This is a genomic window from Metabacillus rhizolycopersici, assembly GCF_020075705.1.
The window spans coordinates 1-17,105 of record NZ_JAIQUM010000089.1; the positions used below are offsets into that span (position 1 = coordinate 1).

16 protein-coding genes, 1 tRNA gene, 1 rRNA gene, 1 other RNA gene and 1 other annotated feature are annotated in these 17,105 nt (G+C 37.1%); of the genes, 14 read left to right on the top strand and 5 right to left on the bottom strand.

Annotated features, from left to right (window positions below; genetic code table 11):
• Positions 1 to 80 (top strand): 5S ribosomal RNA (rrf, locus tag K9V48_RS30030); the annotation flags it as partial.
• 267 nt (positions 81 to 347) lie between these two features.
• On the opposite strand, the gene K9V48_RS23755 is transcribed toward rrf, so the two are convergent.
• Complete coding sequence (locus K9V48_RS23755; protein WP_224141588.1) at positions 348 to 1,298, bottom strand: YaaC family protein; 951 nt, start codon at positions 1,296 to 1,298, stop codon at positions 348 to 350.
• A gap of 117 nt (positions 1,299 to 1,415) precedes the next feature.
• On the opposite strand from K9V48_RS23755, the gene guaB reads away from it, so the two are divergent.
• From guaB to K9V48_RS23785, 6 genes are all read left to right on the top strand, one after another.
• Complete coding sequence (gene guaB / locus K9V48_RS23760) at positions 1,416 to 2,879, top strand: IMP dehydrogenase (protein WP_224141589.1); 1,464 nt, start codon at positions 1,416 to 1,418, stop codon at positions 2,877 to 2,879.
• 203 nt (positions 2,880 to 3,082) lie between these two features.
• On the top strand, positions 3,083 to 4,438 hold the full coding sequence (locus tag K9V48_RS23765; protein WP_224141590.1) for a serine hydrolase: 1,356 nt from the start codon (positions 3,083 to 3,085) through the stop codon (positions 4,436 to 4,438).
• A gap of 306 nt (positions 4,439 to 4,744) precedes the next feature.
• On the top strand, positions 4,745 to 5,632 hold the full coding sequence (pdxS, locus tag K9V48_RS23770; RefSeq protein WP_224141591.1) for a pyridoxal 5'-phosphate synthase lyase subunit PdxS: 888 nt from the start codon (positions 4,745 to 4,747) through the stop codon (positions 5,630 to 5,632).
• Positions 5,633 to 5,650: 18 nt separating this feature from the next.
• The gene (gene pdxT / locus K9V48_RS23775) at positions 5,651 to 6,226 is read left to right on the top strand and encodes a pyridoxal 5'-phosphate synthase glutaminase subunit PdxT (protein WP_224141592.1); all 576 of its coding nucleotides are present in this window, start codon (positions 5,651 to 5,653) and stop codon (positions 6,224 to 6,226) included.
• Between the two features lie 62 nt (positions 6,227 to 6,288).
• Positions 6,289 to 6,510 (top strand) — a binding site (T-box leader).
• A 371-nt stretch (positions 6,511 to 6,881) separates the two neighbouring features.
• On the top strand, positions 6,882 to 8,162 hold the full coding sequence (serS, locus tag K9V48_RS23780; protein ID WP_224141593.1) for a serine--tRNA ligase: 1,281 nt from the start codon (positions 6,882 to 6,884) through the stop codon (positions 8,160 to 8,162).
• Between the two features lie 191 nt (positions 8,163 to 8,353).
• Positions 8,354 to 8,446, top strand: a tRNA-Ser gene (locus K9V48_RS23785).
• Between the two features lie 293 nt (positions 8,447 to 8,739).
• Here K9V48_RS23785 and K9V48_RS23790 read toward each other — a convergent pair.
• From K9V48_RS23790 to K9V48_RS23805, 4 genes are all read right to left on the bottom strand, one after another.
• Complete coding sequence (locus tag K9V48_RS23790; protein WP_224141594.1) at positions 8,740 to 9,408, bottom strand: deoxynucleoside kinase; 669 nt, start codon at positions 9,406 to 9,408, stop codon at positions 8,740 to 8,742.
• Positions 9,392 to 10,042, bottom strand: a complete 651-nt coding sequence (locus tag K9V48_RS23795; RefSeq protein WP_263432930.1) for a deoxynucleoside kinase — start codon at positions 10,040 to 10,042, stop codon at positions 9,392 to 9,394. The genes K9V48_RS23790 and K9V48_RS23795 overlap by 17 nt, the downstream gene beginning before the upstream one ends.
• 305 nt (positions 10,043 to 10,347) lie before the next feature.
• Positions 10,348 to 11,634: a glycoside hydrolase family 18 protein gene (locus K9V48_RS23800; protein WP_224141595.1), complete on the bottom strand. Its 1,287-nt coding sequence runs from the start codon at positions 11,632 to 11,634 to the stop codon at positions 10,348 to 10,350.
• 57 nt (positions 11,635 to 11,691) lie between these two features.
• Positions 11,692 to 12,240 carry a cysteine hydrolase family protein gene (locus tag K9V48_RS23805; RefSeq protein ID WP_224141596.1) on the bottom strand — a complete coding sequence of 183 codons (549 nt, stop codon included), beginning with the start codon at positions 12,238 to 12,240 and terminating at the stop codon, positions 11,692 to 11,694.
• Positions 12,241 to 12,302: 62 nt separating this feature from the next.
• On the opposite strand from K9V48_RS23805, the gene tadA reads away from it, so the two are divergent.
• From tadA to K9V48_RS23840, 7 genes are all read left to right on the top strand, one after another.
• On the top strand, positions 12,303 to 12,785 hold the full coding sequence (tadA, locus tag K9V48_RS23810) for a tRNA adenosine(34) deaminase TadA (RefSeq protein WP_224141597.1): 483 nt from the start codon (positions 12,303 to 12,305) through the stop codon (positions 12,783 to 12,785).
• An 85-nt stretch (positions 12,786 to 12,870) separates the two neighbouring features.
• Positions 12,871 to 13,134: signal recognition particle sRNA large type (gene ffs / locus K9V48_RS23815), an RNA gene on the top strand.
• A gap of 275 nt (positions 13,135 to 13,409) precedes the next feature.
• Positions 13,410 to 15,101, top strand: a complete 1,692-nt coding sequence (gene dnaX / locus K9V48_RS23820) for a DNA polymerase III subunit gamma/tau (protein ID WP_224141598.1) — start codon at positions 13,410 to 13,412, stop codon at positions 15,099 to 15,101.
• Between the two features lie 21 nt (positions 15,102 to 15,122).
• The gene (locus tag K9V48_RS23825; RefSeq protein ID WP_224141603.1) at positions 15,123 to 15,446 is read left to right on the top strand and encodes a YbaB/EbfC family nucleoid-associated protein; all 324 of its coding nucleotides are present in this window, start codon (positions 15,123 to 15,125) and stop codon (positions 15,444 to 15,446) included.
• A gap of 11 nt (positions 15,447 to 15,457) precedes the next feature.
• Positions 15,458 to 16,054: a recombination mediator RecR gene (gene recR, locus K9V48_RS23830; protein WP_224141599.1), complete on the top strand. Its 597-nt coding sequence runs from the start codon at positions 15,458 to 15,460 to the stop codon at positions 16,052 to 16,054.
• Positions 16,055 to 16,068: 14 nt separating this feature from the next.
• Positions 16,069 to 16,290 carry a YaaL family protein gene (locus K9V48_RS23835; protein ID WP_224141600.1) on the top strand — a complete coding sequence of 74 codons (222 nt, stop codon included), beginning with the start codon at positions 16,069 to 16,071 and terminating at the stop codon, positions 16,288 to 16,290.
• 239 nt (positions 16,291 to 16,529) lie between these two features.
• Positions 16,530 to 16,796, top strand: coding sequence for a pro-sigmaK processing inhibitor BofA family protein (locus K9V48_RS23840; RefSeq protein ID WP_224141601.1), 267 nt, complete (start codon positions 16,530 to 16,532; stop codon positions 16,794 to 16,796).
• Positions 16,797 to 17,105: the final 309 nt, after the last annotated feature.

A 17,105-nucleotide genomic window follows, 5' to 3' on the forward strand; every position in this document is an offset into this window, starting at 1 on the left:
ATGCCGAACACGGAAGTTAAGCTCTTCAGCGCCGATGGTAGTTGGGGGTTTCCCCCTGTGAGAGTAGGACGTTGCCAGGTAATGAGTAAAAAGATCAGTAGAGATACTGGTCTTTTTCGTTGTTTAGGTAACTATAATGCTTTTATACGATGGTAAACAAGCACCCTGCGCTATGGAGGGCCTTAGATTGCATAAGATAAAATTTGTGATAACATCTACTGTCACAGTGCTTATCGCTTTATAAACAAGACCTAATAGGCGATAAGGCTAGCAGAAATGCTAGCCCTTTTGCAATCAGTAAATGCTTCCTATTGTTTAAACAAAGGATATACATTTAGGAAACTTTCTTAAAGAGTGTGCTTTAGGAAATCTAGTACTAAATAAGGAATCTTACGTTTAGCAATTTCCAAATACCTCAAAATAAATGGATAATCATCATTTGATACGCTTAATAATAAATCATACCACCACTCCGTTTCATATCGGGAAATCATACTCAAATTATATAAAAGCAAATAATGAACAAGTAACTCAGGCATCTTTGAAAAGGTATCTCGGGAAGTTGGTAGGTAGTACTTCCCCTCCTCAAGATGTAATGAGAATGGCATACAGTTAAAGGTAGCCATGGGAGTATCGCCTTTAAGGAATACATGATGCTGATCCATTTCTGTAGCTAGGCTGTACGAAAACCGCTCCACAAGATATTCTGCAAGCCGTTGAGAAGATAAGTGGAAGAGTTGTGCCGTATCCTCAGTGATCAAGATTTGGTCTTTAGTTAGTTCAACATCAATAAAATTTATTTTTGAATGATGAAATAGAAATACCTCGTTCATTTCAGCAATTTGTTTTAATAATAATTCCATTGAACACTTTTCAGATTCCAAAGATTGAATCTGAAATAATTTAGTTGCTACATGAGAAAACAATCCGTTTCTCTGAATTTTTATTTCATCCTTTAAAAAGTGATATTGTTGTTTTTTACGTTTTCGACTTGAAACTCCATGAGCAAGTACAGAAGAAGTTGAAGGGTATTCAGGATCAATCGTGATAAGGCAGGCCTTTAGTAACTGCGAAACTCCATAAAATAATAACATTGGTTGAATAGCAGGTGGAGATTGTGCCGCTTGTAAAAAGAAATTCTCACCATGTTTAAGGTAATAAACAAACCGGTAACAGTTTTCATAGGAGAGCCCGCTAGCGTTATTGTATGAAAGTTGTTCATAGCATTTTTCTAATTTCCTTTGTACAATTTCAGTTGAATGATATGATAGCAAATGCTCCCAAGTAGATGATTTCATCAATTATTCACCCCGTCTGATATTTCCGAATATTTAAACTGTTTATTCACGCTTGACAGTCGATAGGACTGTTGTTAATCTACTAATAATATTTTGCCGAAAAAAGGGGGATTTACTATGTGGGAACAAAAATTTTCTAAAGAAGGCTTAACTTTTGATGATGTATTATTAGTACCAGCTAAATCTGAGGTATTACCGAGGGATGTTGATTTAAGTGTGCAATTAACACCAACTTTAAAATTAAATATCCCAATTATGAGTGCTGGTATGGATACAGTAACGGAAGCAGAGCTTGCGATTGCAATCGCGAGACAAGGTGGATTAGGTGTTATTCATAAAAATATGTCAATTGAACAGCAAGCTGAGCAGATTGACAAAGTAAAGCGTTCTGAAAGAGGAGTTATTACAGATCCTTTTTATTTAACTCCAGAACATCAAGTATTCGATGCAGAACATTTGATGAGTAAATACAGAATTTCTGGTGTTCCGATTGTAAACAACCCTGAAGAACAAAAGCTAGTTGGAATTATAACAAATCGTGATATGCGTTTTATTCAAGACTTTTCGATAGTAATAAGTGATGTAATGACTAAGAATAATCTTGTTACTGCGGCAGTAGGTACAACGTTAAAAGAAGCTGAGGGTATTTTACAAAAGCACAAAATTGAAAAGTTACCTCTTGTAGATGAAGACGGTGTGCTAAAGGGATTAATTACAATTAAGGATATCGAGAAGGTAATTGAATTCCCGCATTCAGCGAAGGATGACCAAGGGCGTTTGATGGTTGCCGGTGCTGTTGGTGTAACTGGTGATACGATGATGCGTGTTAAAAAGCTAGTTGAAAAAAATGCAGACGCAATTGTGGTTGATACTGCACATGGTCATTCAAAAGGTGTTTTAGAAACAGTTAAACAAATTCGAAATGAATATCCAACTTTAAATATTATTGCAGGTAATGTAGCGACTGCTGAGGCTACAAAAGATTTAATCGAAGCAGGAGCTAATGTAGTTAAGGTAGGAATAGGACCTGGTTCAATCTGTACAACTAGGGTAGTAGCAGGTGTGGGTGTGCCCCAAATTACTGCCGTGTATGATTGTGCGACAGAAGCAAGAAAGCACGGTGTTTCCATTATTGCTGATGGAGGAATTAAATACTCCGGAGATATGGTAAAGGCTCTTGCAGCAGGCGGACATGCAGTTATGTTAGGTAGCCTACTTGCAGGGACATCTGAAAGCCCTGGGGAAACTGAAATTTTCCAAGGTAGACGATTTAAGGTCTATCGTGGAATGGGTTCTGTTGCTGCAATGGAAAAGGGCAGTAAAGATCGCTACTTCCAAGAAGATAATAAGAAGTTCGTCCCAGAAGGAATTGAAGGAAGAACGCCTTACAAAGGGCCATTATCAGAAACGATTTATCAACTTGTTGGTGGTATCCGCTCTGGTATGGGATATTGCGGAACGGGAAATCTTCAGGAATTAAGAGAGAACACACAGTTTGTGCGGATGACAGGAGCTGGCTTAAAGGAAAGCCATCCACATGATGTTCAAATTACCAAAGAGGCTCCAAACTATTCACTGTAATAAAATAATTTATACATCAAATATTAAATATGACAGAACTATTACAATTGGCAGAGACTCGTTCTCTGCCTATTTTTTTTGAACTTTGTATGATAAAATCAAACTTGTTGTCTAATGGGATGAATAGTAAGCTCACCGTATGAATGGAAAAGATAATAAACAAATATTTTTATATAAATAAAAAAGATTTTGGAGGGAGAAATTTGAACAACAAGAAAATTAAACAGTTGATGGCAGTAATTTTTGCCTTCACATTTATCGTTTCAGCCTTTTACCCATACACGAAGGTTAATGCTGCTGAAGAGCCAATTTCAGTTAATGCGGCTTCGGCAATTATTATTGAGGAGACTACTGGAACAATTCTTTATGGCAAAAATATAGATGAAAAGTTACCGGTCGCTAGTATGGCTAAAATTATGACTGAATACTTAGTATTAGAAGCTATTAAAGATAAAAAGATTACATGGGATCAAACATATACACCAAGTGACTATGTTTATAAAATCTCCCAAAATCGTGACCTTTCAAATGTACCATTAAGACAAGATGGTTCCTATACAGTAAAGGAATTATACGAAGCGACGGCAATTTATTCCGCAAATGGTGCAGCAATAGGTTTAGCGGAAATTATTGCAGGTTCAGAAACAAACTTTATTAAAATGATGAATGAGAAAGCAGCAGAACTTGGTTTAACAAATTTCGAGTTTGTTAATGCGACTGGTTTAGAAAATAAGGACTTAATTGGTATGCAACCTGAAGGGACAAGTGTTGATCAGGAAAATAGGGTATCTGCCCGTGATATGGCAATACTAGCTCAAAGGTTAGTTAAGGATTACCCAGAAGTACTAGATACAGCTAGTATTTCAAAAAAGGTTTTTAGAGAAGGTACTGACGATAGGACTGAAATGCCAAACTGGAACTGGATGCTTCCAGGATTAGTCTATGAATATGAAGGAGTAGACGGTCTAAAAACTGGTTCTACAAGTAACGCTGGTTCAAACTTTACAGCAACTGCGATGCGAAATGGGATGCGGGTCATTTCTGTTGTTATGAATGCCGATGATGGCAGTGGTACATTGCATACACCGAGATTTACAGAAACGAAAAAGATGTTGGATTATGCTTTTAATAATTTCTCTGTAAAAGAGGTTTTTCCAGCAAACTATCAAATCAAAAATCAATCTTCAATACCTGTTGTAAAGGGAAAAGAAGATAAAGTTTCGATTCAAACGAAGAGTCCTTTAGCACTTGTTGTGAAAAAAGGTGAGGAGGATGCGTTTAAGCCTATCTTTACAATAGATGAAAGTCAGTTAACGAAAAATGGTGAATTGACTGCCCCTATAAAAGAGGGCCAAAAGGTAGGGGTAATGACTGCTAAGTATGAAGGTAAAGGTCAAGCTTTAGACTTTGTTGATCAAACTAAAAAAGCCCAAGTAGACATTGTTACGAAAGAAGCAGTAGAAAAGGCAAATTGGTTTATTTTATCAATGAGAGGAATAGGCGGATTTTTTAGTGGTCTGTGGGGAACAATTACAGATACAGTAAAGGGTTGGTTTTAATTGTAAAAAGGCTCCTACTATAGGGGTCTTTTTATTTTAGATAGTTTTAATAGAGGGAAACCCATTATCTAGAATAAAAGGTAGAAATTGTACATTTATTCTTAGTGTTTAAAAAAATTTACAGTGAATAAGAAAAATATTCGCAAGTAAATAATAGAATAGTGTATGATTTAGGAATAGTTTTACTAATCACATTAATTTATATAGGATTTTACTGTGATTTGGGATAAAATATAGCATAGATGAATTTTAAATAACTCTATTACAAATCATACTATAGGAAATTACATAAGGGGGACAAACAAAATGAGTAATACAACAGGTACTGACCGTGTAAAACGCGGTATGGCAGAAATGCAAAAGGGCGGCGTAATTATGGACGTTGTCAATGCAGAGCAAGCTAAAATTGCGGAGGAGGCTGGCGCAGTAGCTGTTATGGCACTTGAGCGTGTTCCTGCAGATATCCGTGCAGCTGGTGGGGTTGCGAGAATGGCAGATCCTACGATCGTTGAGGAAGTAATGAATGCAGTTTCTATTCCAGTAATGGCAAAGGCTCGTATTGGTCACATTGTTGAAGCACGTGTACTTGAAGCTATGGGTGTTGACTACATTGATGAAAGTGAAGTATTAACTCCTGCTGATGAAGAATTCCATCTTCTAAAGAGTGAATACACAGTTCCGTTCGTATGTGGATGCCGTGATTTAGGTGAAGCTACTCGTCGTATCGCTGAGGGTGCTGCAATGCTTCGTACGAAGGGTGAACCAGGTACAGGGAATATCGTTGAGGCAGTACGTCATATGCGTAAAGTAAATGCACAAATCCGTAAAGTAGCTTCGATGAGTGTAGACGAATTAATGACAGAAGCGAAAAATCTGGGTGCACCATTTGAACTTCTACTTCAAATTAAAGAAGAAGGCAAGTTACCAGTGGTTAACTTTGCAGCTGGTGGTGTAGCAACTCCTGCAGATGCTGCATTAATGATGCAGCTTGGAGCAGATGGAGTATTTGTTGGCTCAGGTATCTTTAAATCTGAAAACCCAGCTAAATTTGCTCGTTCAATCGTAGAGGCAACTACACACTATCAAGATTATGAACTAATTGCTAAACTTTCAAAAGGACTTGGAGCTGCAATGCAAGGAATTGAAATTTCAAGTCTGTTACCAGAGCAAAGAATGCAAGAACGTGGCTGGTAATTAAAAGGAGTTTTGACTATGCTAAAAATCGGTGTTTTAGGTCTGCAAGGGGCTGTAAGAGAACATATTCGTTCAGTTGAGGCATGTGGTGCTGAAGGGATTGTGATAAAGACAACGAACCAACTTGATGAGGTTGATGGGTTAATTATCCCTGGTGGAGAAAGTACGACAATGCGCCGGTTAATTGATAAATATAACTTTATGGAGCCTCTAAGGAAATTTGGACAAGATGGAAAGCCTATGTTTGGTACTTGTGCCGGATTAATCCTGCTTGCTAAAAACCTCGTAGGCTATAACGAATCTCATCTGGGACTATTAGATGTAACTGTCGAACGTAATTCTTTTGGACGGCAAAAGGATAGCTTTGAGGCTGAATTGATGATTACTGGTGTTGGCGAAGATTTTGTTGGAGTATTTATTCGGGCACCTCATATTGTGGAAGTTGGAGAAGATGTAGAAATCCTATCGAAGCATAATGGTAGAATCGTTGCAGCACGTCAAGGACAGTTCCTTGGATGCTCTTTCCATCCTGAATTGACGGATGACCATCGTATGACGCAATTATTTATTAATATGGTAAAAGAATCGAAATAGATGTATAAAAAACTTGCAGGCGCTGTATACTTGTAGTAAATTATGATTACAAAATACTATATGTAAACGTGATGATAGGAACTAGTAGCATGATGTTCTATCTATAGAGAGCCGATGCTTGGTGAAAATCGGTGATAGATGCTTGTGAATCCATCCTTGAATGAATGGCTGAACTAACATAAAGTTAAAGTAGGCAATTCCGGCAATGACCGTTATTCATTAAGTGAAAAATACATGTTGTATTTTTAACTAGGGTGGCAACGCGGGTAACTCTCGTCCCTTTTGGGGACGGGAGTTTTTTGTCGTGTTATAGGAAACTATAAAATTCTTGTACTGTGGATAAGCGCACGATATCCAGCTCCAGCGCCCAGCCCCTTTTGAATTGAAGGCAAAAAACACCTTTTATTCAAAAGCGTCTTATTTGCCCGAGGCTGATCAAGGCGCTTGCGCTTTTGTTCTGTGTACAAAAGGCACCTGAAATTATAACATTATGACCAATTAATGAGGGAAAATGAAGTGATCTTTCAAGCCTCACTCCTATGATGAAAAGTCTATAATTGATTATTGCAGTTAAGCTCATAGGAGAGGTAAGCGAATAATTTAGCGAGATTCCATCACCATTTTCTTCATAAAAAAATGAAAAAGGAGAATAGATATGCTTGATATTAAATACTTGCGAACAAATTTTGAAGAGATAAAGGAAAAGTTATCAAAACGCGGTGAAGATTTGGCCGACTTTGGTAAATTCGAGGAGCTAGATAAAAAGAGAAGAGAATTGATCTCTTCTGCAGAAGAATTAAAAAGTAAACGAAATGATGTCTCTTCTCAAATTGCCCAATTAAAGAGAGAAAAGCAAGATGCCGACCATTTAATTCATGAGATGAAAGAGGTAGGGGAAAGTATAAAGGGGTTTGACGATCAGTTACGTGAGGTTGAGGCTGAATTAGATACACTACTTTTATCAATTCCGAACATCCCTCATGAAAGTGTTCCGATTGGTGATACAGAGGATGATAATGTAGAGGTTCGTAAATGGGGAGAGCATCCGGAATTTACATTTGAACCGAGGCCACACTGGGAAGTTGCGGATCAATTGCAAATTCTAGACTTTGAAAGAGCAGGGAAGGTTACTGGTAGCCGCTTTGTATTCTATCGCGGATTAGGTGCAAGATTAGAGAGAGCATTGTATAATTTCATGCTTGACTTACATGTCGATGAACATGGTTATACAGAGATCTTACCACCGTTTATTGTTAATCGTGACAGCATGACGGGGACAGGGCAATTACCGAAATTTGAAGAAGATGCATTTAAGATTGCGGGTGAGAATTACTTTCTTATCCCTACAGCAGAGGTACCTGTAACAAATTTACATCGTGAAGAAATCTTAACTGTTGAACAGTTACCTATAAAATATGTTGCATTTAGTGCAAACTTTCGCTCTGAGGCAGGATCTGCAGGGAGGGATACGAGAGGCCTCATTCGTCAGCATCAATTTAATAAAGTTGAATTAGTCCGATTCGTTAAGCCGGAAGATTCTTATGATGAACTAGAGAAGCTGACAGGACATGCAGAGAAGGTCCTTCAGCTATTGGGATTACCTTATCGTGTATTGAGCATGTGTACGGCTGATTTAGGCTTCACGGCTGCGAAAAAGTATGACCTTGAGGTATGGCTCCCTAGCTATGGTACATACCGTGAAATTTCTTCTTGTAGTAACTTTGAGTCATTCCAAGCACGACGCGCAAACATTCGCTTTAGACGTGACCCTAAGGCGAAGGTGGAGCATGTGCATACGCTAAATGGTTCAGGATTGGCAATCGGAAGAACTGTAGCAGCTATTTTAGAGAATTACCAGCAGGAGGACGGCTCTGTCATTATTCCTGAAGTTTTAAGACCATACATGGGTAATAAAGAACGTATAAGTAGTTATTGATTTCTTCTGTATTAAAGGGCAGGAAAGAATCCACTAGCTCATGCGTATAGATTATCGACGCTAGGGGATTCTTGAATACTTTAAAAGGTCGAATTTCTACTTTATAAACTTTTTATATTATTTTTGTAAAAAAGTTGTTAATACTATTGACAAGCATATTATTTATATGATAAATTTATTCTTGTCAGTAGGGAGGAATACCCAAGTCCGGCTGAAGGGATCGGTCTTGAAAACCGACAGGGGTGTCAAAACCCGCGGGGGTTCGAATCCCCCTTCCTCCTCCATAATTTAAAATTAATCTCATATTTAGCGCATAAAATATGGGAGATTGATAAAACTGTTACGTTACGTAACAGTTTTTTTTTTGCTTAGAGATTTAAAAAATTTTGTACTGTACATAGACTTTTGGTGGGCAGTTAACACAGTACTTGTAGTCGCAATTAGCGGCACTAATCCGTCTATGTCACGCTTCATGAGTCTTAGGCTGACAGGTGCGCCTTTATACTTCTTTATCAAATCATACAAAAAAGGCCTCTCAAATGTTTAGTGTCAGTTGGTAAACATTTGAGAGCGCCTCTTATTTTTTTAATAACCTCGCTTGTTCAATAAAATCTCCAATACGTTCAATAATTGGCTCAATTGTTTTTTCGTTTGCCATAATATCATAATCATTAATGTTAAGGCGTAAAACAGGACAAGCATTGAAGTTATTGATCCAACTTTCATAGCGGTGATGCATTTCTTTCCAATAGTCGATAGGTGTTTGTTGTTCCATTGGACGTCCACGTAATTTTATTCTAGACAAAATGTCATCCAAACTTCCCTCAAGGTAAATGAGCAGGTCAGGATGAGGGAAATAGGGGGTCATTACCATTGCGTCAAATAGATTTGTGTATGTTTCATAATCTATGTCTGACATAGTCCCCTTCTCAAAGTGCATTTTTGCAAAAATACCTGTATCTTCATAAATCGATCGATCTTGAATAAAGCCCCCGCCATATTCGAAGATTTTCTTTTGTTCTTTAAAACGTTCGGCAAGAAAATAAATTTGCAAATGAAAGCTCCAACGCTCAAAATCAGCATAAAACTTATCTAAATAAGGATTTGAATCTACCTTTTCAAAGGATGTTTTAAAGTTTAATGCGTTCGCTAAGGCAGTGGTCATTGTTGATTTTCCTACACCAACAGTACCAGCTATTGTGATCACTGCGTTTTGTGGGATTTTATATTTATCGCGTAAATTCACTTGTACTAGCTCCTTTATCCAAAAACTGATCCAAAGTTTTTAAGATATTTGTTAAATCATCTTTATTTTGTACGAAATCTAAGGTGTCGCCGTTAAATCTTATAACAGGAATAGAGGGATTTTCCCTTTCCCACTGTGTCATGGCGATTTCATAGTCTTCCGAAAGTTGCTGAAGATATTTAGGATCTATATTTCGTTCAATTTCTCGTCCTCTTTTTGCGATGCGAGAAAGTAATGTATCAAGATTGGCGTTTAGATAAATGATTAGGTTTGGCTTAGGCATATCTTCCGTTAATATATTGTATATCTTTAAATATTTATCGTATTGTTCGCCTTTTAATGTGCGCTTTGCAAATATCATATTTTTATAAATATGATAATCTGCTACCACAGATTTATTCATTTGTAGGAATTGTTTATTGATATCATCAAGTTGTTTATAGCGATTACAGAGGAAAAACATTTCAGTTTGGAAGCTCCATTCTTCAATGTTTGAATAAAATTTCCCGAGAAATGGATTTTCATCAACAATTTCCTTTAATAAGTGGAATTGATAATGCTCAGCAATTGCCTTAGATAATGAGGTTTTACCAATACCAATCGGTCCTTCTACAGTAATGAAGGGTATAGTCATAATGGGTCCTCCTTTATAACGAAACACCAATACTTTAAAAATCGACAAAATTCATTTTACCACAGCGAGTACATTTTGCAGTAAAGATTTGAGGGAATGTTTGTATTTCCAATATTTATCTTATTCTTAATGGGTGGTAACACACTACCTCAAGATTCAAGGAAAGTAAAGAAGATAGGTGGAGAATTACCTGTAAAGACTAAAATAGGTACTTTTAGTGGGGAAATAAGCAAAGGCTGGGAGATAAATCAATTTTGGTGAAAAATATGGGATCTGATTATGAATCAGATCCGCTACTGGGCACGCTATTTTTTCTCTATTACAAAGTTATTCGAAAGTAACAGCCAATTTTGCGGGAAAGATAAACCTAGCTTCCAGTAACTAATTCCCCGTAAATTTAGTTCTTTAATTAAGTTGAATTTTGCTTGAATGGATCTTGCATCTTCGAACCAGACCTCATGTTCCTTGCCATTTTCATCTCTATAATTAAAATGTGGTGCTTGAGCTTTATTATCATATTGAATTGCCACGTTGTATTTGCTGGCTAACTGGATAGCTTGTTGAGGACTAACGGCCTTCGCGTATTGTCCGCCTTGTACATATGGTAATGTCCAATCGTATCCATATAAATTTTGACCCATCATAATTTTTTGACTGGGCATTTCCGAGCGGGCATATTCAAGTACTTCCCTAACTGGATTAATTGGTGAAACAGCCATTGGTGGTCCTGCGCTATAACCCCATTCATATGTCATAATAACGACAAAATCAACAATCTCTCCATGTGCTTTGTAATCATGTGCTTCATACCAACGTCCTTTTTGTCCTGCGCTTGTTTTTGGAGCTAATGCTGTTGAGAGTAGCCACCCTTCTTGCTTGAATTTGCTTTTAGCCCTTCTTAAAAATTGATTATAAGCTTCACGGTCCTGTGGCCTTAAGTACTCCATATCAAAATGAATGTCACGGAAACCATATTTTTTTGCTGTAATCACAATGTTATTCAACAGTTTATTTTGAATATCCATATTCGTTAAAATAATTCGTCCTAGTTCATCACTGAATTGATCATTTTCCTGATTTGTAATGGCCATCATCAAAGTTACATTATTTTGTTTTGCGATGACTGGAAAGTTATTAAGTAAAGGTTCCTTTAACGTTCCATCCCTTTTTATTTGAAAGCTAAATGGACCGAGATACGTTAAATATGGTGAACTATCTCTGGCGGCTTGTTCTAGACTAGGTGCAACAGTCATTCCCCTCGGCTCAATATATGCATTTGATTCAACTGATCTTTTGGTTCTTTCAGGTATATAAAGCCTGAAGCCAATTGAAAGGGGACGATTGATTGGAATGTTATTAATCCTCGCTAATTCAGCTGCTGTCACACCAAAGATCTGGCCAATTTTGTATAAGCTATCACCAGACTGTATCCAATGAAACCTGCCCCTTATTGGGATTACGATTGCCTGCCCGATGACTAAAGAATTTGGATTAGGAATCTCATTCGTTCGAACAATTTCTTGTACAGATGTACCATAAGCTTGTGCAATAGTGTACAAACTTTGTCCTTGTTGGATGATATGTATTTGCATGTTTGTCCTCCTCGTCATACTTTTTGTACATCATATGAAGAGGAGACACTGCACATGTTAACTAAATATTATTTTTTCACTGCTTGTAATTGATGCTTTTAGCGTGTTTTTCATCATCTTTAAGGCGAATTTATTGTCTTCCTCATCGTTTGATGCGATACAATCAGAGGGGACAATGATCTCATAGCCTCTCATATAGGCATCGTTTGCTGTAAATAAAACACAAATATTACCGGCAATTCCTGTAATAATTAGACTTTTAATATTTAAACTGTAAAGTAGAGTAGTTAAAGCAGTGCCAAAAAATGCAGAGTGTTTAGGTTTAATTAGGAAATATTCATCATCTTCAGGATAAATAGTATGAATAATCCTCTCGCTTAAGGGGTTCTTGCACTTGTTGGCGATTTTTTGAAAATCTGCTTGCCATAGTTCATAATGGTCATTTATATAAATAATAGGACAACCTTTTGTTTTTAATTTTGTCTTTAGGGAAACGATTTTATGTGAGAGAATCTCTGCCCGTTTTGATAAGATCGGTCCATTATGAAATTGGAAGTCATTAATCATATCAATGATTAGTAGTGCATGCTTAGCTTGATTTTCCATATTATCTCTCCTTTTAAGGATTAGGGTGCGACAGTTTAGTAAATTATATAAGGGGTATATTAATGTATAACGATCAGTATTTTATGAAGATAGCAATAGAAGAAGCGAGAAAGGCCCAAAAAATTGGTGAGGTTCCAATTGGTGCTGTCATTGTTATTGATGGTAAAGTAGTTTCTACTGCCTTTAATTTGCGTGAAAGGGATCAGCGGTCGATTGCACATGCTGAAATTTTAGCGATTGATAAAGCTTGTAATGCTTTAGGAACATGGAGATTAGAGGAAGCAACACTGTATGTAACATTGGAGCCTTGTTCTATGTGTGCTGGTGCTATTGTCCTTTCTAGAATAAAACGTGTTGTGTATGGAGCAGCAGATCCAAAAGGTGGTTGTGCTGGTACACTGATGAACTTATTACAGGAGCAAAGGTTTAATCACCAAGTAGAGATTACGAAAGGCGTCGAAGAGGATGTCTGCAGTTCATTGTTAAGTGCCTTTTTTAAAGAGTTAAGAGAACGGAAAAAGAAACATAGAAAAAGTTTACAGTAAGTAGAAGTTGCATTTTGTCTGACTAGGCTATATACTAATACATGTGTCGTACTTAACGGCACAACTAAATATGGTATCAATTTTGCCGTGCTAAGCGGGGAGGTAGCGGTGCCCTGTACTCGCAATCCGCTCTAGCGAGGCCGAATCCCTTCTAGAGGTTAGTGTACTGTAGGGCAGTCTCAAGTAAGTGGTGTTGACGCCTGGGTCCTACGCAATGGGAATCCATGAACCATGTCAGGTCCGGAAGGAAGCAGCATTAAGTGGAAGCTCCCATGTGCCGTAGGGTTGCCTAGGCCGAGCTAACTGCTTGAGCAACGCCTATGGTTGCTAATCGAAGGAAGGTGCACGGCAGTTAATTTTTATACTAATGACTCACTCTTTTATAGGGTGAGTTTTTGCGTTTTATGGATATAAAGATATGGAGTTCCTTCACCCAAGTGTTCATTTTTAGCCAAGAACATCGTATTCTAATCTTAGATAGGTCAAGGAGTTTATGAATTTATCCTCTTCTTAACAGTGAGGGAAATCCCTACTAACGGAAGCTTACTTTATGTTAAAACGCACTTTGTAAAACGATGGTTGGTTGTTATAATAAGGTGGAATATGATAAAGGGGGACGTTTTTGTGGGTTATCAAGCATTATATCGTGTTTTTCGACCGCAGCTGTTTCATGATGTGGTTGGACAAGAGCATATCACTAAAACGTTACAGAATGCCCTAATACAAAATAAATTTTCTCATGCGTATCTTTTCTCAGGTCCACGTGGGACAGGGAAAACAAGTGCAGCTAAAATATTTTCAAAAGCAGTAAACTGTGAGAATGCCCCAGTAGCAGAACCATGTAATGAATGTTCTGCATGCAAGGGCATTACCAATGGATCAATCTCTGATGTGATTGAAATAGATGCTGCTTCCAATAATGGTGTTGATGAGATTAGAGATATTCGCGATAAAGTAAAATATGCACCTTCATCAGTTCAATATAAAGTCTATATTGTCGATGAAGTTCACATGTTATCAATTGGAGCATTTAATGCACTATTGAAAACGCTGGAGGAGCCACCCAAACATGTCATATTTATTTTAGCAACAACAGAGCCGCATAAAATTCCATTAACAATCATTTCTCGTTGCCAACGCTTCGATTTCCGCCGAATAACAGCTTCAGCTATAGTAGGTAGAATGAAAGAGATTGTACATAATCAACAAGTTGATGTAGAAGAAGCGGCTTTAGATGTTATTGCTAGAGCAGCAGATGGAGGTATGCGTGATGCCTTGAGTCTTCTCGATCAGGCTATATCTTATAGTGACAATCAGGTGAGACTTGATGAGGCTTTACTCATTACTGGATCTGTTTCTCAAGGGATTATCGGGAAAATGGCTGACGCAATTCAACAAAAGGATGCTGCAACGGCGTTACAAGCTCTAGATCAATTGATGTACCAGGGGAAAGACCCTGCTAGGTTTATTGAGGATTTTATCTATTATTATCGAGATATGCTCTTATATCAAACTGCGCCTACATTAGAGGATGTTTTGGAGAGGGTAACAGTTGATGAGAAATTTATGCAACTGGCAAAGGAAATACATGCAAGTGAAATATACGAGATCATTGAAACATTAAGCAAAAGTCAACAAGAGATGAAGTGGACCAATCATCCAAGGATCTTCTTAGAGGTGGCGCTTGTAAAGCTTTGTCAACAAACAACGGCATCTTCACATTTCGAACAAGAAGGATACAATTCTTTACTTGAAAAGATAACTAGTTTACAATCCGAATTGAGTCGATTAAAGCAACAGGGAATTCAAATGTCACCTCAACAATCATCAGCAACCAAAGAGCCAAAACAAAGGTCGATGAAAAGTGGCTATAAAACTCCGGAAGGTAGAATTCTGGAAATCCTAAAAGTGGCAACAAGAAACGATTTAGATTCAATAAAGGGCCGTTGGGGAGAGCTCTTAGAAATGTTAAAAAGGCAAAATAAAGTCTCTCATGCAGCGCTATTAAACGATAGTGAACCAGTTGCTGCTTCGGGATCAGCCTTTGTACTGAAATTTAAATTTGAGATTCACTGCAAGATGGTGGCGGAGAATAATAACAATGTTCGGACGAACTTAGAAATGATTCTGCAGGAATTCACGGGTAAAAGTTTGGAAATGGTTGGCGTTCCTGAACAGGATTGGGTTAAAATAAGAGAAGGATTCCTGCGTGATCAAAAGGACGAAGATCATCAACAGCAGGAAAATGAAGAAGACCCACTTATTGCTGAAGCTAGAAAATTAGTAGGTAATGATTTGATTGAAATAAAAGATTAAAAATTGGAGGAATGAAACATGATGCGTGGCGGAATGGGTAATATGCAGAAAATGATGAAGCAAATGCAAAAGATGCAAAAGGATATGGCAAAGGCCCAAGAAGAACTTTCAGTGAAAACAGTTGAAGGTACAGCTGGCGGCGGTATGGTTACAGTGATTGTAAATGGACAAAAAGAAGTAGTAGATGTAAATATAAAAGAAGAAGTTGTAGATCCTGAAGATATTGAAATGCTACAAGACTTAGTATTAGCAGCAACAAATGATGCGTTGAAAAAAATGGATGACTTAACAAATGATACAATGGGTCAATTTACAAAAGGAATGAATTTACCAGGTATGTTCTAGGGGGATTTTTCATGCATTATCCTGAACCGATATCAAAATTAATTGATAGTTTTATGAAATTGCCAGGAATTGGGCCAAAGACGGCCGTTCGTCTGGCTTTTTTTGTCCTAAATATGAAAGAAGATATTGTTTTAGATTTCGCGAAGGCGTTAGTTAATGCAAAGCGAAATCTATCCTATTGTTCTGTTTGTGGTCACATAACTGACCAGGACCCATGTTATATATGTGAGGATCAACGAAGAGATAAAAGTATAGTCTGTGTTGTACAAGATCCAAAAGATGTAATAGCTATGGAAAAAATGAAGGAATACAACGGATTATACCATGTTCTCCATGGTTCAATATCGCCAATGGATGGTATTGGACCGGAAGATATCAAAATACCAGAGTTATTAAAGAGACTTCAAGACGATGTTATTCAAGAAGTCATTCTAGCTACAAATCCTAATATTGAGGGTGAGGCTACAGCGATGTATATTTCAAGATTATTGAAGCCTTCAGGAATTAAACTTACCAGAATTGCACATGGTTTACCTGTAGGTGGAGATTTAGAGTATGCAGATGAAGTAACTTTATCTAAAGCAATAGAAGGAAGAAGAGAACTTTAAAGGGAGGGTTTGCCTTGCTGTTTCGTCGAAAGGGTTGGTTAAGAAGTCAGTATGACCAACAACTAATACAGAATTTACTCGATTTGAAGGAAGAGTGGAATCGGCAAAAACAACTCGTTGATAAAAGTGTTGAACCCTCTACACAAGTTCTCTACGAATTAAAGATTGCTGAAATGAAATACTTCTTTTTATTAAAAGAGGCAAAAATACGTAATATTAAAATGGGGAGGATGTAATCTTTCGGGGCACATCTTTCTAAGAAGTCATCATAAGCCGTTTATGAATGGAGGGAAAAACCTTTATTCATAAACGGCTTATTTGATTATCTTACAGGATAAGAAAGTATAAATTTTGTGACTAAGTTTTTGTGTCTAGGCGCTTGCGCTTTCCTTGGCTAAGTTCATAATATAGCTTGTTCTATTTCCCATCTCCTTTCATATTTATTACTAAAGAGAAATGAAAGAGAGTGATGATATTGGATCCGATACTTATTTTTTCAATACTAGGTGGATTAATCTTAATTCTTTTATTCATAGGTGCCCCCCTTCGCCCTCTTAGATGGATTGGGCAACTATTTATAAAAATTATTGTTGGAGCATTATTGTTGTTTTTTGTAAATTTCTTCGGTTCAAGTTTTGATTTACATATACCAATTAACTTTATAACTTCAAGTGTTTCGGGTATTTTGGGTATCCCAGGTTTAGCTGCTTTAGTTATTATTAAAACAATGATTGTAGGTTAAACAAATGAATGGTTCATTTGTTTCTTTTTTTGTTGACATACCTTTTATATGGTGATATATTATTAAACGTCGCTGCTGACGAGGGAATTTCATTTGAAAATTTCTTAATAAAAAGATGTTGACTTAAAAAGATAAATCGTGTTATTATATTAAAGTCGCTTCTTAGTGACAGTGAAAAAAGTTCTTTGAAAACTAAACAAAACCAAGCGTGCCAACGTTAATTTCGATTAACAAAAACGTACTATATAGTACAAAACTTATGAGCAAGTCAAACACTTTATTGGAGAGTTTGATCCTGGCTCAGGACGA